This is a genomic window from Schaalia odontolytica (genome assembly GCF_005696695.1).
GTDB classification, from domain to species: Bacteria; Actinomycetota; Actinomycetes; order Actinomycetales; family Actinomycetaceae; genus Pauljensenia; species Pauljensenia odontolytica_C.
Window position 1 is genome coordinate 2,252,814 of record NZ_CP040006.1, and the last position, 19,086, is coordinate 2,271,899.

A 19,086-nucleotide genomic window follows, 5' to 3' on the forward strand; every position below is an offset into this window, starting at 1 on the left:
GCTGGCCGGTCACGGCCTCCAGGCGGGGTCGCACTCGGGCGCACCGTAGCGGTCGTAAAGCTCGTCGGGGCGCGCGATCTCGTCGGCGAAGCCGAGGGCGCTCATGTCGACAACGGTGTCGGTCTGCGCGCCAGGGGCCTCGAGATCGCCAGCCTCGTCGTGGGCGACGAGGACTCGTGCGCGCACGCTGACCGGCGCCATTTCGGGATTGTTCCAGGTTGCGCGGGTGATCGCGCCGAGGGCGCGCGTGGCAGCCTCGTGCTCCGACAGTGCGTCCGAGGAGGCCACGACCACGTCGATGGACACGAGAGAGGGACGCCCGAAGCCCTCGCCAACCTCGACGTGAACGACGCGGCGCGGCGCGCGGGACTCACCCGCACCGGCCTCGTGCGTGCGCACAGGGAAGCCGGAGTCGAGCGCCGAGGTCGCCAGGTCCACGAAACGCTGCGTGCGCCCAGTGCCCCTCGTCGAAGACAGGGCGCGCCACGCGATGCCCGCACCCAGGGCGCCCACGCCGAGCGCGCCGATCATGAGCGGCCCGGCGATCTGCGGGAGCCGACCGCGCAGGCCCGCGGAGGCCGCCTTGTTGACGGGGGTCGAGACGCGCATCCATCGGCGCACCTCGCGCAGGGGGGCGTTGGGGTCGGTCATGACCTGTCCTTTCTGAGGGAGGAGAGGGCGGAAACGATGCGCGCCGGGAGGGCCGCGCGACGCCTGGCTCGGGCGATACGCGGCAGGCGGGGGGCCGTGACCGCGTAGTCGATCGGGTAGGTGGCGGGTTCGAAGGAGCCCCCGCGTTCAAGCGCGGCGACCGTGTCCCACGTGCTCTCGGAGGTGGGGGTCAGGATGTCCTGCCAGATCTCGTAGTGCATGACGCGGGTGTCCTCGCCCGGCGCGGGTAGGAAATCCTGCAGGGCCGCCATCGCCGAGGCCAGCCGGCCCCACGGGGTCACGCGAACCTTCCGCTCAAGGAGGCGGACGGTCTCGGTGTAGGTCGAGGAGGAGTGCGCGTAGTAGAGGGGACGGGTCCGAGGCCTCACGAGGCTGCGTCCGACGGTGACGCGCCGGTCGGGGGCACGGTCGGGCGAGCCGTCGAGGCTCGGCATGACGTCTTGGTCGTGGTAGACGGCGACAGTCACCACGTCGGGGCGCACGCGGATGCGGCGGTTCGGGCCGCCCGTGGACAGGATGCCGGCGACGTTGACCCCGGCCTCGCGCGGAGGGACGGAGGCGAGGGCGGCGGCGACGATCCCGCCCTGGGAGTGGCCGCAGATGAGGACGGGCTCGCGCGGCCACCGCTCGGTGGGCACGCCGTCGCGTTCCATCGCGGCGTGGAGGGCGCGCACGACGCCGACGCTCATCGCGCTTTCCAGGCCAAGCATGAGTCGGATGTTCGTCTCGGCGTCGGCCGGGTTGTTCGTGGAGCGCCACGTCATGGACTCGGTGCCGACCAGCGAGAGGAGCCAGCGGCGGGCCTCGCCCTCGCCGACACGGGTGATCTTGACGGCGGGGCCGATCGTGCGCGACCAGTAGAGCTCGTCGATATCGGCGCACATGTCGGAGAGGAGCGCGGGGGCGTCAACGCGGCGGATCTGGGCCTCGGGGTGGCCGGGCAGCGGGTCCTGGAAGGCGGGGTCTGCGTCGGAGTCGCGCAGGAGCGCGACGTGGACTTCTCCGCCGCGCAGGGCGCCCACTGCCGTGCCGATCGTCAGCATGCCGGTCATGAGGGCGTCGTATGCGCGCCTGGGGATGAGGGGCAGCATGCGGGCCAGGCGGCCGTCCTTGTCCGCGCCGACGGCGACGACCGCTCGCGCCCAGGCGCGCCCCACGGTCGCGGTGCGCCGCGCGACGTGTGAGAGGGAGCGGATGAGGAGGGTGTCGAGGCCGGGGTTATCGAAGAAGATGCGCTGCGATTTTTCGCTGATCGCGGTACCCATGTCATCGGAGAGGGATCGCGCGCGGGTGCGAACGTCCTCGGGCAGGGCGGAGATTTCCGCGAGCGCACCGACGGCGACCGTGGCCGCGAGGGCGGGGACGATGGGTGCGACTTTGAGGCGCAGGTAGAGACCGGGGTAGGCCTGGGGGACGCGGCGGATCGCGCGGTAGCGCCGACGCGGGCGTCGCTTCATGTCCCCTCCTTCCCTGTGTGCTGCCTCCACCCTACGGCGGGCCGGGGCTGGGCGCGCCGCATTGGGGGATGCGTGTCGCCACCCCCACAGCGCTCGTTGACGACACCCCCTTGACACCCATACCCCCTAGGGGTACCATCATTTCCATGAGCAACGAGCATGGCTATCACGGCAACACCGAGAATCATCTCGCGCGCCTACGCCGCATCGAGGGCCAGGTGCGCGGCCTGCAGCGCATGATCTCGCAGGGTGACTACTGCATCGACATCCTCACGCAGGTTTCGGCCGTCCAGTCCGCGCTCGATTCGGTCGCGGTCAACCTGCTCAAAGACCACATGAATCACTGCGTCGTCACGGCGGCGCGCGAATCCGACGAGGCCGCGCAGGCCAAAGTCGACGAGGCGGCCGCGGCCATCGCGCGCCTCATCAAGTCCTAACCCCAAGGAGAAATCATGACCACCGAGATCGATCGCACCATTGAGCTGTCCGTCGACGGCATGACCTGCGGCCACTGCGTGATGAGCGTCAGCGAAGAGCTGAGCGAGATCCCCGGCGTGAAGAACGTCGACGTGATCCTCAACTCGGGCGCCACCTCCAAGGTGACGGTCCTGACCGACACCCCCCTGGACGACGCGGCGCTGAGCGACGCAGTGTCCGAGGCCGGCTTCAAGCTGGTCGGCATCTCGCGCGACTTCTGAGGTTTTCCGCACCTCACCGACGAGGTCGGGGCACTTTCCCGGCCTCGTTTCCTTTCACCCGATACATACCCCCGGAGGGTACCCATGTCCACTGACTCTGTGACGACCACTCCCGCGGCCGCCCCTTCTTCCCCTGAGGCCACCCCGGCCTCGGCCCCGGCCCCCCAGGTCGGCGAGAGCACCCACGCCCACGCCGCCGACATGCTCCGACGCCTCATCGTCTCTGCGCCACTGGGCATCCTCGCGGCAATTCTGTCGATGGTGCCCGCCTGGCAGTTCACGGGGTGGCAGTGGGTCGTCGCGGCGATCACGATCCCGGTCGTCACGTGGGGCGCGTGGCCCTTCCACCGGGCGGCCTTCTCGGCGGGTCGCCACGGGTCGACGACGATGGACACGCTGGTCTCCCTCGGCGTCATCGCCTCGACGCTGTGGAGCTGGTGGGCGCTGCTGTGGGGCGGCGCCGGGATGCTCGGCATGCGCATGCAGATGAGCCTGATCCCGCGCGCGGCGCACGCCGGCCACGCGGAGATCTACTTCGAGGTCGCGTCCACGATCGTCGTCTTCCTGCTGACGGGACGCTACCTGGAGGCGCGCGCACGCTACCGCGCGGGCGACGCGCTGCGTTCGCTGTTGAGCATGGGCGCGAAGGAGGCGACGCTCGTGAGCGTCGACCCCGCGACCGGCGAGCGCTCCGAGAGCATCGTGCCCGCCTCGTCCCTGCAGGTCGGCGACCTGTTCACGGTGCGCCCGGGCGAGAAGGTGGCAACCGACGGCGTCATCGTCGAGGGTTCCTCCGCCCTGGACACCTCGCTCCTGACGGGCGAGTCCGTGCCCGTGGACGCCGCCCCCGGCGACGCGGTGACGGGTGCGACCGTCAACACGTGGGGATCCCTGCTGGTGCGCGCCACACGCGTCGGTTCGGACACGACGCTCGCGCAGATGGGGCGCATGGTCGCCGAGGCCCAGGCCGGAAAGGCTCCCGTCCAGCGACTCGCGGACCAGATCTCCGGTGTGTTCGTGCCGATCGTCATCCTCGTTGCCCTGCTGACGCTCGGGGGCTGGCTGCTCGCCGGCGGCAGCGTGCAGGCCGCGTTCACGGCTGCCGTCGCCGTTCTAGTCGTCGCGTGCCCATGCGCGCTCGGCCTGGCCACGCCAACCGCGATCCTCGTCGGGTCGGGGCGCGCCTCGCAGCTGGGCATCCTCATCAAGAACGCAGAAATTCTCGAGCAGACGCGCTCGATCGACACGATGCTGCTGGACAAGACGGGCACGGTCACCACGGGCGTCATGTCCCTCGAGTCGGTCGCCGTCGCGCCCGGCGCGGGCGAGGCCTCGGCCCTGTCCCTGGCTGCCTCCGTTGAGTCCCTCTCCGAGCACCCGGTCGCCCGCGCCATCACGTTGGGTGCCGCAGACCGCGGCCTGTCACTCGTCCCCGTGACGGCATTCGCGAACCAGCCCGGGCTCGGCGTCGTCGGCATCACCGCGCAGGGCGGCGTGCTGGTCGGCCGCCCGTCGTGGCTGGCTTCCCTGGGCATCGACGTGCCCTCCTCCCTCCTCGATGCCGTGCGCGAGGCCGAGGCCTCGGGCGCCTCCGCCGTCGTCGCGGCCCTCGCGCCGCAGCTCGGCCAAGTGGCGACCACCGAGGCCGTCACCCCCGTGCCCGAGGCCCACACGCACGTTGTCCTGCCCGGCCCCGACGCCAAGCTGCCCCTCACAACCCTCACCATGAGCGTGGGCGGCATGACCTGCGCATCCTGCGTGGGCCGCGTCGAGCGCAAGCTCGGCAAGCTCGACGGCGTGAAGGCCGAGGTCAACCTCGCCACCGAGTCCGCTCGCATCACGCTCACCGTCCCTCACAGCAACGAGGAGCTTGAGGCCGCCGTCAACGCCGCCGGGTACTCCGGCACCGTCACCTCCCGTTCTGAGGCCGCGACCGCCGACGCTGCACCCGCGGCTGGCGGCAGCGCGGGTGGGGATACCGGTACCCCCACCCAGCCGGACACCACCCCGGGCGCGGGCGAGCGGGAGGGGGCCCAGGCCTCGTCCCTGGTGATCCCCGAGCGCGTCGAAGGCAGTGCGATCGCCGCGCTGATCGTGCGCGACACGGTCAAGGAGTCCTCCGCGGATGCGATCGCTCAGCTGCGCGAGCTCGGCATCGAGCCGATCCTGCTGACCGGCGACAACGAGGCGGCGGCGCGCCACGTGGCAGACCAGGTCGGGATCAAGCGCGTCATCGCGGGAGTCCTGCCCGACGGCAAGCGCAACACCGTCGCCGATCTACAGGCCGAGGGCCGCACGGTCGCGATGGTGGGCGACGGCGTGAACGACGCGGCCGCCCTGGCGCAGGCGAGCACGAAGGGCCTGGGCATCGCGATGGGCTCGGGCACAGACGTGGCGATCGAGGTCGCGGACATGACGCTCATGAACTCGTCGCTCACCTCGGCGGCGACCGCGATCCGAGTGTCGCGTCGGACGCTGCGCATCATCAAAGAGAACCTCTTCTGGGCGTTCTTCTACAACGTGCTGATGGTGCCGCTCGCGATCGCTGGGCTCCTCTCCCCCATGCTGGCCAGCGCCGCGATGGCGTGCTCATCCGTGTTCGTAGTCCTCAACTCGCTGCGCCTGCGTGCCGCGAAGTAGCCGCACAAACGGCACGAGTGCCGCGTGGCCGGACATCCGGCTGCGCGGCACTTGTCGCATTACGAGGTGCGTCAAGCGATACGCCCCGTTCTCTCCTCACGGGGAAGGGAGAACGGGACGCAGGCTGCGCGCTCGATCGCGCGGGTGTCATGGTCACTTCCGGTGGTAGCGCGGGCTAGTTCCCAGGTGGACGGTGATTGTCTTGTTGTCATTCAAGACGACCCCTTCGTCCGTTCCACGATAGACGTAGGACGACGGGAATGAGTCCGTCAGTGTGTCCCCTGCGATCCCATCCATGTAGTCCTGCATCTCCTGGACACTGGGGGAAGAGCCATTGGGCTTTGGAATAATGGGGTTCTCATCCGGGTACTGCGACGGATCCGTGTTAACCAAAGACCCCAGAGCCGCCGCACCATAGCCGGTGTACTTATCCCAGTTATGAGTGGGGTTCAGGCCCGTGCGAACCAGGAGCTGGAGGATCTGGTTGGTAGTGGCCTCGGGCCACCGCTGGCGCGCTAAAGCCAGCATGCCTGCCACAAGCGGCGCAGACACAGATGTCCCATTGACCGTTTGCGGTTGGTTTGTCGCAGGGTCGAAAGTGTTGAAGGGTCCGCCAAAAGCAGCTGTGACTACGCCGTCGCCCCAGGACGAGTAGGACGCGAACGTACCGTCGGCGTTAATCGCGGACACACCAACGACGCCAGAGAACCTGCTCAGGTGCGTCACATTGTCGTCACTGGCGCCATTTCCGGCGGAGGCGACGATGATGACGCCCTTGCTGATCGCGTTGGCGATCGCCCACTTCAGCTCAGGACTCTCCTCCGAGACACTTTGCGAGACGGAAATGATCTGAGCACCGTCCTCAACGGCCTGGTTGATGAGGCTGGCGAAAGTGTTGAGCCGACCGCCATCGGAGCTGCAGGTTCCATTCGACGTTGTCGATGCCGTCGACGACTGGTAGGTGTATAGAGTCGCATCGGGTGCCACGCCGGTCTTGGGGGAAACCAAGATGATCGCCATATCGGTGCCATGACGCTTCCCCTCGGGGGTCGCCTCCACCGTACAGCGGCTCTTGTCGGTGACCTTAGCCCCCTTGAGCGCAGGGTCACTCGTATCAACCGGACCGCCAATGGCAGCGATCGTGACGCCCTTACCGGTGTATCCCTTGGCGCGTACGGTATCGAGAGGATAGTAGGAGAAATAATCCTGTGAAGGCACCGCGTCGTCCGCTTGCGTGGGGGCAGGGGCCACTGTTAGGACCCCGACGGCAAGCGCAAGGGCCGAGACGGCGGTGGTCAGGGCGCGCGCGGCGCGCCCCGCCCTCCCCGCGAAAGCGAAGGGAGAACGAGGCGCAACGTGAGAAGAAATGCTCACCACTGGCGGGGGTCCCATCCGTCGTCCGTACGCCTGGCCGGCGCGATGTCCTTGTCTGTGCCGTAAGTCTGGGACATGGGATTCACGTAGCCCGCGGGCAGCTCGTCCTCGTCATCCTCAAACTTGAAGGCCATGTACTGGCGCCTGCGGCCCTTCTTGTCTTCTTTGCCCGCTCCAGCGCCAGCGCCGGCTCCGGCCCCCATGAAGCCGCCGGAGCCCTCGTGGGCCGCGCCGCGCACGCCGGCTCGGCCCACGACACTTGCGCCACAGGGCGCTGCTGTCTGCCGGTAGTTGCCATACCAGGCGTCGGGTTCTCCAGCCATTGCGGGCTCCTCAAGTGTCAATGAAAGAAGATGAGTGCGCCGATGCGCCCGGTTGCTTACTTGGCGACCTTGAAGCGGCGGACCAGCGGCTTATCAGGCTGGTCAGAACCCTCAATCTTCAGGGTCCACACGTAGGTCAGGTCAGAGCCGGAGCCCTCCACGTCCACGGTCCAGGACGAGTAGTACTCGCAGTTCTGCTCCACGCACAGGTCGTAGGTGTCATTGCCCAGCCGCCAGAAATCAGTCGCCGACATCATCTGGTAGATCGTCTCATTCTTATTGACGACCGTCTGGCCCTTGGGATCAAGCTTGAAGGTCTGCTGGGCGATCGTCACGGGGGCCTCGGCCACCAGCTGCGCGCCAACCATATTGTTCAAGGCGACGGCCTTCGCAGCGATCTGCTTCTTCTGATCGCCCGACGCGGACTGCATCTGCTGCACCAGCTGCTGCTTCTGCCCCTGAGGAATATTGGGCAGCTTGCTGATATCGGTGGCCTTAGAGCCACCCCCACCGAAGAGGGAGCAACCCGACAGTGCGACGGCAGCGAGCAACACGGAAGCGGTCGCCGCACCGGCGCGACGAGATACGAGAGAGAACATATTTTCTCCTACCTTCAGACGAAGCAATCATATGCGAGAAAGAGGACGCCGTGGCGCTATGCACACTCGATACTCACTCAGCGCAATAAAGCTGTTATTCGTCTTATGAAGCCAGCCGCATTGCACGAACGTCGTCAGTGCCGCGCGGCCGGGTGTCCGGCTGCGCGGCACTCGTCGTTTTACGAGGTGCGTCGCGCGACGCGGAAGCCCTGCTTGGCGTAGACGGTCTCGTAGGAGTGTCCCGGGTGGGCAGCGCTCCCCCACGACTCGGCATCGACCTCCTGGCCGCCCCACGCGTAGGATCGCGCGTCGATGACGACATACTCCGGCGGGGTATCCATCTTCCCCGTCGTGCCTACCCAGTAGACCTCGCGACCGGGCACGAGGCGCGCAAGCAGCGTCGTGTCGGTTTCGACGCTCACCCCTTCGGGCACCGCGTCGAGCGCGCCGAGGGCGGCGGCCATGCGCGGATCCTCCTTGAGGTCGGACAGGTGCCACAGCGGAAGGGACGAGGCCGTGAGAGCCAGGGACACAGCGGGCACGCACGCGGCCGCCCAGGCCGCGACGCGCCAGCCCAGGTTCGACGAGGCCAGGGCCTCGTCCTCAGCGTCCGCGTCGGTCCCGAGGCCGGCGCGCTCGGGCGCGAGCCACTGGTCGATGACATCGAGCAGCGAGCACGCCGCAATAGGAACGAGCACGGCGTTGTAGTGCCACGAGTCCCAGCCGTAGTAGGCCTCGACGGAGCCCGCGAAGCGCCACGCGAGCGTCGGGGCCACCAGCGCGAACCACGGGGAGGCCGTGCCCACAAAACCGGCCCCGGCGGCCAGGACGATGAGGGTCACGAGCTTGACAGAAGGGGTCGTCAGGATGTCCCACAGGGAGGGGATTGCGCGCGCGGCGGTGGTTCCACCGGTCGGCGTGCCCGCCCCTGTCGCGGCCCCGTCAAGCGAGTATGCCCATGTGCCCGCCGGGTTCATCGCCGGGAGCAGCACCTTCACCGTCAACACAAACGCGACGATGCCGAACAGCGCGTACGCTATCGACCGCAGGACAGCAGACCGCCCTTCACCTCGGCGACGCCATGCGAGAGCCAGGCCGGCGACGAAGACCGTCAGGCCCAGATCCTCCTTGACAAAGACGAGGGGCACCAGCCACGCCATGCACGCACCCCAGCGCCGCTCAACGAAGGCGACGCCTCCGAAAGCCAGCAGCGGGACGGCCACGCAGACCTCGTGAAACTGGGCGCCAACCGCACCCTGCAGCCCCCACCCCAGGCCGTAGGCAAGACCGACGAGGAGCGCGCCGCCTCGACCGAGGAGACGCTGCGCGAGGCGCGCGATCGGCGCCGCCGACGCCGCGATCAGCACGTCTTGGACGACGAGAAGGGTCAGCGCGGAGGGGAAGAGACGAAAGATCGGACCGAGCAGCGCCAGGATCGGGTGGAAGTGATCACCCAGCAGGTTGTAGCCGGGCCCCTTGATGGGGACGATGGGCGCCTCGAAGCGCGAGTAGGCCTGGACGGCCTCGGCGAAGATGCCCAGGTCCCAGGAGGGGGCGACAAGTGCGCGCCACTGCGCCACCGAGTAGCAGACGTAGAGCGCGCCGACTGCGCAGGCGATGAGGGTGGGCAGCCACCAGGTCGCCACCAGGCGAGCGACGGCTAATCGATCCGGGCCCTTCACCCGACCATCTCCGAACGGCGCGCGTCAGAAGAATCAGATTCTTCCGCCTCGTCTCGGGCCGAGGCCGGAGCCGGGTAGGGCACGCCGATCCCCTGTTCGTGGTCGGCGCGGCGCTTCGAGCGCGCGTCGGAGTGGAAGAGCTGGCTGACCGTGGCGCGCACAGCGTCGAACATGCGCGCCGGGCGGTTGAGCGAGCCGAGCGAACGGTCCGCGCCCGAGTGCGCGAAGTTGCAGGGGACCTCCATGACGGACAGGCCCGCGCGCAGCACGCTGATAGTCATGGCGGCTTCGAGCACGTAGCGGCCCGCGAAGGGCATGGCCGCATCAATGGCCTCGCGCGTCAGGCAGCGCTGGTAGCTAAGGGGGTAGTGGCAGTTCCAGCCGGTCTTGCGACGGATGAGCCGGCGGGCGACGCCCGGCCCGTAGCCGGAGTACTCGCGTCCCGCCGCCGGGACGGCGATCGCCATGTCGGCCTGGCGGGCGAAGACGGCCTCGACGAGGGCGGTGGCCTCGACCGCAGATTCGCCGAGATCGGGAGAGAGCAGCAGGATGTGGCGGGGCGGCCCGTCGGGGCGGTCGCGCATGGCGGCGACCTTCACGCCGGTCTCGATCGCCGAGGCGCGCCCGCGCTCGACGGAGTGGCGCACGACGACGGCGCCTGCGGCACGGGCGGCACGCCCGGTGTCATCCGTGGAACCATCGTCGACGACAATGAGGAGGTCAACGCTGGGTATGGCGCGGCACGCGCGCACGGTGGCCGCGACGGCGCGTCCGACGTTGTGCGCAGCGATGACGGCGGCGACGCGCTGCGGCTGGGAACCTCGAGATCCGGCGGGATAGTTCACGAATAACAGTGTACGGGCGGCGGGGGCGCAATCGCGTCCCGCCGCCCGTAATGTGAGCGACAAGCCTATCTAAACGACAGGCAAAATTGTGCCTAGCGGATCGTCACAGCTCGGGAGACGAGGCCCTGGCGTGCGCGGCGTTCCTTGTCATCCAGGCGCTCAGTGACCTTCAGGGCCTCCTCGAGAGCCTTGGCAAGGGCCTGCGTGCCGGGCGCGACGTCGGCCGCGCTGGCACCCTCGGGCAGCTCGAAGACCGGGACGATCAGGCCGCACGCACGGAAGGAACCCACGTAGCGCGAGCCCTCACCGACGTTGGCCTCGCCGCGCACGGCCAGGCGGGCGAGCGCATCGAAGAGCTTGGCTTCGTCGTTGTCCGTCAGGAAACGCACGAAGTTACGGTTCATCTCGCACCAGTACGCGCCGGGGACGCCGGGGACGGGCTCGGTCGGGATGATCTCGTCGCGGTTCTGCTCGAGGGCGCGACGCGTCGACTCGTCGATCTCCTCGGCCGGGTCGAACCAGAAGGAGAAGTCCTCCTCGAGCTTCATGTCCGTGAAGCTGTCGACGTCGACGATGTCCTGGAGACGCTCGGAGGGCTCGCGCACGTCGATCGAGATGACGCCTTCGTCGCCGGCTTCCTTCGCGGCGATGGCCGCGAGCAGCGCGGCGCCCGCGTCGTGGCTGAGGTCCGCGGAGTTCGAGCGGGTCTGCAGCGCAACGAGGATACGGCCGTCGGGGCGCACCATCGCGGGGTGGCCCTCGGGCAGGAGAGTGACGAAGTCGAATTCGACGGCGCCGTGGTCGGCGTCGGTGCGTGCGGTCAGCGTGGCCGCCGGGATGAGCTCGCGCATGGCGACCAGCTCGATCTCCTTCGGCAGACCCTCGTAGGGGCGCGCGACGAAGGGGATCGGCGGGCGATACGCCTTGAGCTTGGCGGGATCGGTGACCTTCTTACGGCGGCTAGCTTTACCCATGGGTGTAATCGTAGCGGTTTTCGCCCAATCGACGAGGTGGGGGCTGGGCGAGCCGGTCCACTCACCCCGGCCCGTGCCTCGTCAGCGGGCGGCGCCTCGGGCGATAACCTCCACGCCGGGCAGGGCCGCGCGGTAGGCGTCGAGGAAGCGTTCGTAGCCGGCCACGCCCTCGGGGGTGGGTTCCAGAGTCGAGACCGCAGTGCCCGCGAAGACCCGCTCGGAGAGGTAGTCCGGCAGGGCGGGTGCGGCCTCGTCCCCTGCGAGGACCGTACGGTAGCGCGCGAGCACCGCGATGCCCCACGCGCCACCCTCGCCCGCGGTATCACCAACGGAGACGGGGATGTTCAGCGCGTCCGCGAGGATCTGCTGGGCGACGCCCGGGGTCTTGAAGAGGCCACCGTGTGCGAAGAGCGAGTCGAGGTGCACGCCCTCGCCGCTCAGGATGTCGACGCCGATGCGCACGGCGGCGAAGATGCTCATAAGCTGGGCGCGCACGGCGTTGGCGAGGCTCACGCGCGCGTCGGCGGTGTGAGTGAAGACCGGCTGCGCCGCCTCCTGGCCAACGAGGGGCTCGGCAGACAGCGTGTTGTAGGCCATGACGCCGCCCGCATCGGCCGCGCCCGTGAGCGCGTGGTTGTAGAGGGCCTCGTAGATTGCGGGCACGGACACGTCGACACCGACGAGGCGCGCGAAGTCGGCGAACCAGCCCACCCACGCGTCGAGCTCGGACGCGCCGTTGTTCGAGTGCACCATCGCGACGGGCGAGCCGTCGGGCGTGGTCACCATGTCGATCTCGGTGTGCAGCTCGGTGAGCGAGCGCTCGAGGACGGCCATCAGGAAGACGGAGGTGCCGCACGAGATGTTGCCCGTGCGCTGGGCGATCGCGTTCGTGGCGATCATGCCAGTGCCCGCGTCACCCTCCGGCGGGCACAGCGCGATCCCGGCCTGAAGCGTGCCGGTCGGGTCGATGAGCGCGGCGCCCTCGGGGGTCAGCGTCCCCGCGTCCTCGCCCGCGCTCAACACGGTCGGGAGGACGTCGCGCAGGCGCCACGGGACCCGGGCCTCGACCAGGGCCTCGTACTGATCGAGGTAGGACTCCACGTAGGTACCGGCTTCCGAGTCGATCGGGAACATGCCCGAGGCATCGCCGACGCCCAGGACGTGGCGGCCCGTTAGCTGGTGGTGGACCCAGCCGGCCAGCGTCGTGAGGCGGGCGACGCGCGGCGCGTGCTCCTCGGAGTCGAGGACCGCCTGGTGCAGGTGCGCGATCGACCAGCGCAGGGGGATGTTGAAGCCGAAGAGGCGGGTGAGCTCATCCGCCGCGCGACCCGTGTTGGTGTTGCGCCACGTGCGGAACGGCGCGAGCAGGTTGTCGTCGGCGTCAAAAGCAAGGTAGCCGTGCATCATCGCGGAGATGCCGAGCGAGCCGTACGACGTGGGGGTCACGTCGTAGCGCTCGCGCACGTCAGCCACCAGGGAGGCGTAGGCGCTTTGCAGGCCGGCGACAACCTCGTCGAGGGTGTAGGACCACAGGCCGCCCTCCAGATGGTTCTCCCACCCGTGGCCACCGGTGGCGAGCACCTCGTGATCGGGGCCGATCAGGACGGCTTTGATACGGGTCGAGCCGAACTCGATGCCGAGCGCGGTATCAGCGGCGGCGATGGCGGCGCGGGGGTCGGTGCTCATGTGTGCTCCTTGGGTCTTCATTGACGAGGCCGGGGCCGGGGTTGCGTTAACGGTAACACTTTCGCGCATGACCCGACGGGGACCTGAGACCCCTTATCGAACGAGCTGCACGATATCGATGAGCAACGTATCAAATCTCAACAGTACAAGGTGCCGAATTACTCAGCACCAAAGCCCTCGATGAAGAGCTCACGCGCGCGGTCGATGGCGGCGAGTTCCTTGTCGGTGAGTGGCTTGGTGGCGCTGCGCTCGATGAAGGTCATGACGACGGACGCGTAGACATCCGCGGCCAGCGGGAGCACCTCGTCATCCATGCGACCACGCGCCCAATCGGTAAATACCGAACAGCACGTGCGATAAAGCTGCTCATGCAGATCCCCCTCGCCGCCCACGCGGATTGCCAGCAGGGTTGTCAGGGCCTGTCCATTGCGCGAATACACGTCGGCGAGGTGTCGGGCGATGGCGCGGGCGTCGCGTCCCTCGCCGAACCATAGGCCCTCGAGGGCAGGGGTGATCTCCTCGAGGAGGAAGGACACGACCTCAGCCAGGAGCGCGTCCTTGTCGGTGTAGTGGTCGTAAAAGGTCGTGCGCGAGACCATCGAGGCGGCGCAGATGTCGGTGACGCTCACGTGCGCGTAGAGCTTTGCCTGGCACGCCTTGACGAGGCCCGAGCGGATCGCCCGACGCGTCTTCCGGATCCGCAGATCCAGGTTCTTCTCAGCCTCACGCCCGTGCTTATCCGCACTCCGCAGGAACATGTCTCTCCGATCATTTTTCCACTATCAATATGCTTATCCTACGCATAGCGGTCGCACCGTCCGGTATCCAACACTCCGTTTGCTATTGTGCGCCCCGCCGCACGCTCAGCGGCGATACGGTCGATGCATGTTCACCGAGTACACCGGCAATCGCCAATTCAACCTCCAGCTCAACCGGACCTTCGTACCGATCCTCGACCGCCCTGGCATAGACAAGATCGCAGCCACCACACTCCCCCGCCTGCGGACGACGACGCAGATCACGACGCTGGCCCAGCACCTCGCCGAGCGCTTCGAAAAGCAAGGGGATGCGGATGCCGCGTGGCGCCTCTACGAGCTCGCTGCCTTCTACCTCGGGGCCGACGACCCCCGCAAGCATCGCTTCATCGACGCAATGTCACGCACTTTCGACGAGGCCCACCGAGGCCTCGCGCTCACCCGGCACTCGGTCCCCTATCGCGGCGGGGAGCTCACCGCGATGCGCTGGGAGGCGGACCCGGCGGACCAAGCTCAGGCACCGTCGGGCACCCCGACCACGCTCGTCATGATGAACGGCTTCGACGGGTACGCGGAGGAAATCATCGACTTCGCGTCCCACTTCCCGGCCCGCCCCTTCGACATCATCACCTTCGACGGTCCCGGTCAGGGGCACACGGCGGCAGCGGGCATGCCCCTCGAGCCCGAGTGGGAGCACCCGACGGAGGCGGTCTTGGATTACTTCGGGGTGACCAGCGCGGCCGCGCTCGGCGTCTCCTTTGGCGGCTACCTTGTCACGCGCGCGGCCGCCCACTGCCCGCGCATCACGCACGTGATCGCCTTCGACATGATGTATCGGCTCCTTGACGGCCTGACGGTGCCACTGCCTCGTCCTCTGCGCCCCATCGCGAACGCGCTTATCGAGAACCCGCGGCCCGCGCGGCTCATCGATGCCGCGCTGGGGATGGCCTCGCGACTCAGCGCGGACCTGTCATGGAAGCTCCAGCAGGCGCGGCACCTCACGGGACTGCGCCGGCCCAGCCAGGTGCTGCGAGCCTTCGGCGACTACACGATGGAAGCTTTCGAGGGGCGCATCACCCAGCCATGCCTCGTCCTCGCCGGGGACGCGGATCAATACGTGCCCTTCGAGCGCCTGGGCGACGTGCGCTGCGCCCTGAGAAACGCTAAGTCGCTGGAGGTACGCGCGTTCCATGACGCGCAGGACCCGGATATGGCGCAGCACTGCCAGATCGGGGACCTTGACCGCGCCTTCGCGATCATGGGCGACTGGCTCAGCGGGCCGCAACCCCGCAGCGGCGCATGATGCCGTGCATGACCGCGGCGGCGCCATCGTTTTCGACGGCGGCCGTCACATGGTCGGCGTGGGCGCGCACCTCGTCGGAGGCCCCACCCATGGCGACGCCGAAAGCCGCCCACTCGATCATCGCAATGTCGTTCGTTCCGTCACCAACGGCGACGGTCCCGCACGCGGGAAGTCCGAGACGCTGACGGAGAGACTCCAGGCCACTGGCCTTGGTCACGCCGAGGGGCTCGATGTCCGCCCAGGACGTCCAGCCGACGAACACCTCGTGCGTGCGTGACACGTCCAGGGACGACAGGATCCGATCGAACTCCTCGCGATCCATGTCGGCGGCGCGCACGACGATCTTCGGCGTGGGCGTGGAGGCAAGCTCCTCCATCGACACGATGCGATGATCGCTCCCCTCGATCTCGTTGTTCGGGAAGGGAGCGGACAGCAGGATGTCGGGGTGCGGCATCGATGCGAACACCGAGCCGGGCACGGCCGCGGCGATCTCCTCCAGGATCGGACCGGGCACGAAGGTGCGCTCCTCGACGATCTCGCACGCCCCGCCGCTCACGCGCACGAGGGTCGCGCCGTTATTGCACAGCGCCCACCCGTCCGTGAACTCCAGGGCATCGAGAACGGGAATCACGCCCTCGAGCGCGCGGCCCGAGGCGATGAGCACCTGGGCACCCGCGGCGGCGAGGCCGTGGATCCCCTCGAGCACGCGCGGAGTCGCCCCCGCGGGGGTGAGGATCGTGCCGTCGATGTCGAGCGCGACCAGGACCTGGCCCGCCGACGTCGGAAAGTCGGCGGGCAGGGCGGCCGAGGCCTCGTCGAGAAGATCCTCGAAGGGGCGAGCGACTTCCCCGGTGGAGGGGACCGTCAGGAAGCGCTCTTGGCTCATCGAGCGACCGGGCTCAGAACCTCGAGTCCACCCAGGTAGGGACGCAGGGCCTCGGGCACGTAAATCGAGCCGTCCGCCTGCTGGTGATTCTCCAGGAAGGCGACGATCCAGCGGGTCGTGGCCAGGGTGCCGTTGAGGGTGGCGACCGCGGTCATGCCGTCCTCGCGACGCTCGCGAATGCCGAGGCGGCGCGCCTGGAACGTCGTGCAGTTCGAGGTCGAGGTGACCTCCATGTAGCGCTCCTGGGTGGGCAGCCACGCCTCGCAGTCGAACTTGCGGGCGGCGGAGGTTCCCAGGTCGCCGGCGGCCGTGTCAATGACGCGGTAGGGCAGCTCGACCTTGGCGAGCATCTCCTCTTCCCACGCGAGGAAGCGCTGGTGCTCCTCGGCGGCGTCCTCGGGGCGGCAGTAGCTGAACATCTCGGCCTTGTTGAACTGGTGGACGCGAATGATGCCGCGCGTGTCCTTGCCCGCGGAGCCGGCCTCGCGGCGGTAGCAGGTGGACCAGCCCATGTAGCGCTTGGGGCCATCCGACAGGTCGAGGATCTCGTCGGCGTGGTAGCCGGCGAGGGCCACCTCGGACGTGCCCGTCAGGTACAGGTCGTCGGCGGGCAGGTAGTAGATCTCGTCGGAGTGCTCGTTGAGGAAGCCGGTGCCACCCATGACCTGCGGGGTCACGAGGGTCGGGGTCATCATCGGGACGAAGCCATTGGCGAGCGCCTGGTCCATGGCCATCGTCATGAGGGCCAGCTCGAGGCGGGCGCCGATGCCCTTGAGGTAGTAGAAGCGCGCGCCGGAAACCTTCGCGCCGCGCTTGGTGTCGATCGCGTCCAGGCCCTCGCCGAGCGCGAGGTGGTCCTGGGGCTCGAAACCCTCGGCCGCGAAGTCGCGGGGCGCGGGGCCCTCGTGGCGCAGAACCACGAAGTCGTCCTCGCCACCGACGGGCACGCCGTCGACGACCAGGTTGGGCAGGAGGCGCGCGAGGCGGTCGGCCTCGGCGTCGGCGGCGTTCGCGGCGGCCTCAGCGGCCTTCACCTGCTCGGCAAGCTCCTTGGCCTGAGCCAGGATCGCCGGCCGCTCCTCCTTGGAGGCGCGGCCCACGGACTTGGAGACCTCTTTTTGGGTGGCTCGCAGCGTCTCGAAAGCCTGCAGGGCCTCGCGGCGGGCGGCATCGGCCGCGATGATCTCATCGACGAGGCCGGGGTTCGCTCCGCGGGCACGCTGGGAGGCGCGGGCGGGTTCGGGGTTTTCACGCAGGGCACGCACATCAATCATGCCTCCCATCCTATGCCAGGTGGGCGCGCTGTGTCCCCTACCGACCCGACTTTGAATTCAACACGGCAGGTCAGGGTTATGCACAAACTACATCCCTAGGGTCTTCAAAACCCTGAAAGTTATCCACCTTTGGTGCATAACCGTGTGGACAACATGACGGCAAGCACACGTCAGCTCGTCTCTGATGACACGAAGTGCAACGAAAAGCCACTTCACAACCCGTCCACAGGCATAAAGCGGGATACGCTAGGCATATGGACGCAATTTACTGGGCACTCGCAGCCTCCGCCGGAGCCGGAGCCATCGGAGTCGCGCGTCTGGCAACCGCCATCACCCGCCGGCATCGTCGCCGCAAGGCCCTCGACGTCCCCGCGTCGGTGGACGACCCGACGCGCGGACGGCCGCGTCCCTGGATCATCATGAATCCCTCCAAGCACGAGAATCCACAGGCCTTCAAGGACCGCATCAACCGCAAGGCCAAGGAACTCGGCATCGACCACGTGCACTGGCGTGAAACCACCCGCGAAGACCCGGGCACCGGGCAGGCCGTGCGTGCCCTCGAGGAAGGCGCCACCGTCGTGATCGCCGCAGGCGGAGACGGGACCGTGCGCGCCGTCGCAGCCGGCATGGCAGGATCCGGCGTCCGCATGGGCATCATCCCCGTGGGCACCGGCAACGTCCTGGCCGGAAACCTCTCCGTCCCCGATGACCCCGAAGAGGCCCTCGCCGTCGCGCTCGACCGCAACCACCGCGCCGTCGACCTGGCGTGGGTACGCGTCGAAGACGTCACCCAGGAGTCCACTCAGCCCGCCGAGGGCGGACTGCGCCTCGCCGCACGCACCGCGCTACACCCCGAAGCCAGCGCTGCGGACCAGGGCGCCCCGGCCTCGTCGATGGAGCCGCGCGCGGACGAGTACGCGTGCCTCGTCGTCGCGGGCATGGGCTACGACGGCGCAACGATGGCGGACACGAACCCCGAACTGAAGAAGCGCATCGGATGGATCGCCTACGTGTGGGCCGGCCTGGGCGCGATGGGCGTTCCGCGCATGAAGGCGCGCCTGACCCTGCGCTCCCCCGCCGCTCGAGTGGCAGACCCCCTCGGCGTCGGCGACCAAATCGCGGGAGAAGCCCTGGACGAGGCCGCCTCGGAGAGCCCGGAACCCCTGCGCTCACCCGCGGATGAGATCACCCGCGTCGAAGCCCGGTCCGTCATGTTCGCGAACGCCGGAGAGATGAAGATGCTGGTCCTCGCGCCCGACGCGGAGCTGTCGGACGGCCTCATCGACGTCATCGCGGTCGACGCGCACGCCGGCCTACTCGGCTGGGCGGACGTGACCTGGAAGATGCTCGGCCAGCTCATCGGCCTGCGCCCCATCAACCTGCCCGTATCGACCGGCAAGGTCGCGTTCCGCCAGGCGAAGGGAGCGTCCGTCACGGCCGAACAGGCCCAGGTGTGCCAGGTGGATGGCGACGCGATCGGCCTCGCCCACACCATGCACATTCGCATGCAGGCGGGCGCCCTCGACATCGCCGTGCCCGTGGAGCGCACGTGGATGGAGCTGCTGCCCGGCTGAGCTCGCTTCCTTACGCGACGCGCGCCGCGCACGAGCTTGTCGCTGAGTAGCAGTGCACTACTTAGCGCGGCATTGCACCAGATATCAGGCAGTGCAATGCCCCCACAACTAGTGCATTGCTCCCGCATCTAGTGCAGTACTGCAGAGTCTGCGCCCATTGAACGCCGACAGGAGGCACTGTCGGCGACAAATTCCACGACGACGCTTGTTACCGATGAGGTGTTACACCCGATCAGGAAGATTCAACCCCTTCTGATCGGGTGGAATGTTCCCGATCAGGTTGAATCTTCCCTAACGGGTTGAATCCCGACGATGGGATGCTAGGTTTCTCGTTGCACCTCGAG

At 68.2% G+C, this 19,086-nt stretch carries 16 protein-coding genes and 1 pseudogene; 5 read left to right on the forward strand and 12 right to left on the reverse strand.

The window, feature by feature from the left end:
- Positions 1-9: 9 nt before the first annotated feature.
- Together FBF35_RS10020 and FBF35_RS10025 are read right to left on the reverse strand one after the other, a co-directional pair.
- The gene (locus FBF35_RS10020) at positions 10-651 is read right to left on the reverse strand and encodes a hypothetical protein (RefSeq protein ID WP_060565969.1); all 642 of its coding nucleotides are present in this window, start codon (positions 649-651) and stop codon (positions 10-12) included.
- Positions 648-2,129 carry a hypothetical protein gene (locus tag FBF35_RS10025; protein WP_060565970.1) on the reverse strand — a complete coding sequence of 494 codons (1,482 nt, stop codon included), beginning with the start codon at positions 2,127-2,129 and terminating at the stop codon, positions 648-650. Before FBF35_RS10025 ends, FBF35_RS10020 begins: the two co-directional genes overlap by 4 nt.
- Before the next feature lie 146 nt (positions 2,130-2,275).
- On the opposite strand from FBF35_RS10025, the gene FBF35_RS10030 reads away from it, so the two are divergent.
- The 3 genes from FBF35_RS10030 (at position 2,276) to FBF35_RS10040 (ending at position 5,467) form a co-directional block, all read left to right on the forward strand.
- Positions 2,276-2,566: a metal-sensitive transcriptional regulator gene (locus FBF35_RS10030; protein WP_009054594.1), complete on the forward strand. Its 291-nt coding sequence runs from the start codon at positions 2,276-2,278 to the stop codon at positions 2,564-2,566.
- Between the two features lie 15 nt (positions 2,567-2,581).
- Positions 2,582-2,827 carry a heavy-metal-associated domain-containing protein gene (locus FBF35_RS10035; RefSeq protein WP_009054619.1) on the forward strand — a complete coding sequence of 82 codons (246 nt, stop codon included), beginning with the start codon at positions 2,582-2,584 and terminating at the stop codon, positions 2,825-2,827.
- Positions 2,828-2,911: 84 nt separating this feature from the next.
- Positions 2,912-5,467: an HAD-IC family P-type ATPase gene (locus FBF35_RS10040; protein ID WP_060565971.1), complete on the forward strand. Its 2,556-nt coding sequence runs from the start codon at positions 2,912-2,914 to the stop codon at positions 5,465-5,467.
- Positions 5,468-5,620: 153 nt separating this feature from the next.
- Here FBF35_RS10040 and FBF35_RS10045 read toward each other — a convergent pair whose 3' ends face one another.
- From FBF35_RS10045 to FBF35_RS10080, 8 genes and pseudogenes are all read right to left on the reverse strand, one after another.
- Positions 5,621-6,859: a S8 family peptidase gene (locus FBF35_RS10045; RefSeq protein ID WP_060565972.1), complete on the reverse strand. Its 1,239-nt coding sequence runs from the start codon at positions 6,857-6,859 to the stop codon at positions 5,621-5,623.
- Positions 6,838-7,107: pseudogene (locus FBF35_RS10050) on the reverse strand (hypothetical protein); the annotation flags it as partial. The pseudogene FBF35_RS10050 and the gene FBF35_RS10045, both read right to left, overlap by 22 nt.
- A gap of 113 nt (positions 7,108-7,220) precedes the next feature.
- Positions 7,221-7,763, reverse strand: coding sequence for a hypothetical protein (locus FBF35_RS10055; protein ID WP_060565973.1), 543 nt, complete (start codon positions 7,761-7,763; stop codon positions 7,221-7,223).
- A gap of 179 nt (positions 7,764-7,942) precedes the next feature.
- Positions 7,943-9,445: a DUF2079 domain-containing protein gene (locus tag FBF35_RS10060; RefSeq protein ID WP_060565974.1), complete on the reverse strand. Its 1,503-nt coding sequence runs from the start codon at positions 9,443-9,445 to the stop codon at positions 7,943-7,945.
- A complete protein-coding gene (locus tag FBF35_RS10065; protein WP_060565975.1) occupies positions 9,442-10,290 on the reverse strand; it encodes a glycosyltransferase in 849 nt (282 codons plus the stop codon). Before FBF35_RS10065 ends, FBF35_RS10060 begins: the two co-directional genes overlap by 4 nt.
- A gap of 92 nt (positions 10,291-10,382) precedes the next feature.
- Positions 10,383-11,264, reverse strand: coding sequence for a DUF5926 family protein (locus FBF35_RS10070; protein WP_060565976.1), 882 nt, complete (start codon positions 11,262-11,264; stop codon positions 10,383-10,385).
- An 81-nt stretch (positions 11,265-11,345) separates the two neighbouring features.
- Complete coding sequence (locus tag FBF35_RS10075) at positions 11,346-12,950, reverse strand: xylulokinase (protein WP_060565977.1); 1,605 nt, start codon at positions 12,948-12,950, stop codon at positions 11,346-11,348.
- Between the two features lie 158 nt (positions 12,951-13,108).
- On the reverse strand, positions 13,109-13,708 hold the full coding sequence (locus FBF35_RS10080) for a TetR/AcrR family transcriptional regulator (RefSeq protein ID WP_060565978.1): 600 nt from the start codon (positions 13,706-13,708) through the stop codon (positions 13,109-13,111).
- 127 nt (positions 13,709-13,835) lie between these two features.
- Here FBF35_RS10080 and FBF35_RS10085 point away from each other — a divergent pair, with 127 nt between their 5' ends.
- Positions 13,836-15,008 (forward strand): alpha/beta fold hydrolase, encoded by a 1,173-nt coding sequence (locus tag FBF35_RS10085; RefSeq protein WP_060565979.1) that lies wholly within the window; start codon positions 13,836-13,838, stop codon positions 15,006-15,008.
- Here the strand turns inward: FBF35_RS10085 and FBF35_RS10090 are convergent.
- A complete protein-coding gene (locus tag FBF35_RS10090; protein ID WP_060565980.1) occupies positions 14,977-15,894 on the reverse strand; it encodes an HAD hydrolase family protein in 918 nt (305 codons plus the stop codon). The genes FBF35_RS10085 and FBF35_RS10090 overlap by 32 nt on opposite strands.
- The gene (gene serS, locus FBF35_RS10095; protein ID WP_048670776.1) at positions 15,891-17,168 is read right to left on the reverse strand and encodes a serine--tRNA ligase; all 1,278 of its coding nucleotides are present in this window, start codon (positions 17,166-17,168) and stop codon (positions 15,891-15,893) included. The genes FBF35_RS10090 and serS overlap by 4 nt, the downstream gene beginning before the upstream one ends.
- 254 nt (positions 17,169-17,422) lie before the next feature.
- Between serS and FBF35_RS10100 the strand changes: the two genes are divergently transcribed.
- Complete coding sequence (locus tag FBF35_RS10100) at positions 17,423-18,742, forward strand: diacylglycerol/lipid kinase family protein (RefSeq protein ID WP_060565981.1); 1,320 nt, start codon at positions 17,423-17,425, stop codon at positions 18,740-18,742.
- Positions 18,743-19,086: the final 344 nt, after the last annotated feature.

Coding starts and splice junctions, on each gene's coding strand:
- FBF35_RS10040 (WP_060565971.1), top strand. CDS start 2,912: ATGTCCACTGACTCTGTGACGACCACTCCCGCGGCCGCCCCTTCTTCC.
- FBF35_RS10100 (WP_060565981.1), top strand. CDS start 17,423: ATGGACGCAATTTACTGGGCACTCGCAGCCTCCGCCGGAGCCGGAGCC.
- FBF35_RS10030 (WP_009054594.1), top strand. CDS start 2,276: ATGAGCAACGAGCATGGCTATCACGGCAACACCGAGAATCATCTCGCG.
- FBF35_RS10070 (WP_060565976.1), bottom strand. CDS start 11,264: ATGGGTAAAGCTAGCCGCCGTAAGAAGGTCACCGATCCCGCCAAGCTC.
- FBF35_RS10080 (WP_060565978.1), bottom strand. CDS start 13,708: ATGTTCCTGCGGAGTGCGGATAAGCACGGGCGTGAGGCTGAGAAGAAC.
- FBF35_RS10055 (WP_060565973.1), bottom strand. CDS start 7,763: ATGTTCTCTCTCGTATCTCGTCGCGCCGGTGCGGCGACCGCTTCCGTG.
- FBF35_RS10085 (WP_060565979.1), top strand. CDS start 13,836: ATGTTCACCGAGTACACCGGCAATCGCCAATTCAACCTCCAGCTCAAC.
- FBF35_RS10090 (WP_060565980.1), bottom strand. CDS start 15,894: ATGAGCCAAGAGCGCTTCCTGACGGTCCCCTCCACCGGGGAAGTCGCT.
- FBF35_RS10025 (WP_060565970.1), bottom strand. CDS start 2,129: ATGAAGCGACGCCCGCGTCGGCGCTACCGCGCGATCCGCCGCGTCCCC.
- FBF35_RS10035 (WP_009054619.1), top strand. CDS start 2,582: ATGACCACCGAGATCGATCGCACCATTGAGCTGTCCGTCGACGGCATG.
- serS (WP_048670776.1), bottom strand. CDS start 17,168: ATGATTGATGTGCGTGCCCTGCGTGAAAACCCCGAACCCGCCCGCGCC.
- FBF35_RS10045 (WP_060565972.1), bottom strand. CDS start 6,859: ATGGGACCCCCGCCAGTGGTGAGCATTTCTTCTCACGTTGCGCCTCGT.
- FBF35_RS10075 (WP_060565977.1), bottom strand. CDS start 12,950: ATGAGCACCGACCCCCGCGCCGCCATCGCCGCCGCTGATACCGCGCTC.
- FBF35_RS10020 (WP_060565969.1), bottom strand. CDS start 651: ATGACCGACCCCAACGCCCCCCTGCGCGAGGTGCGCCGATGGATGCGC.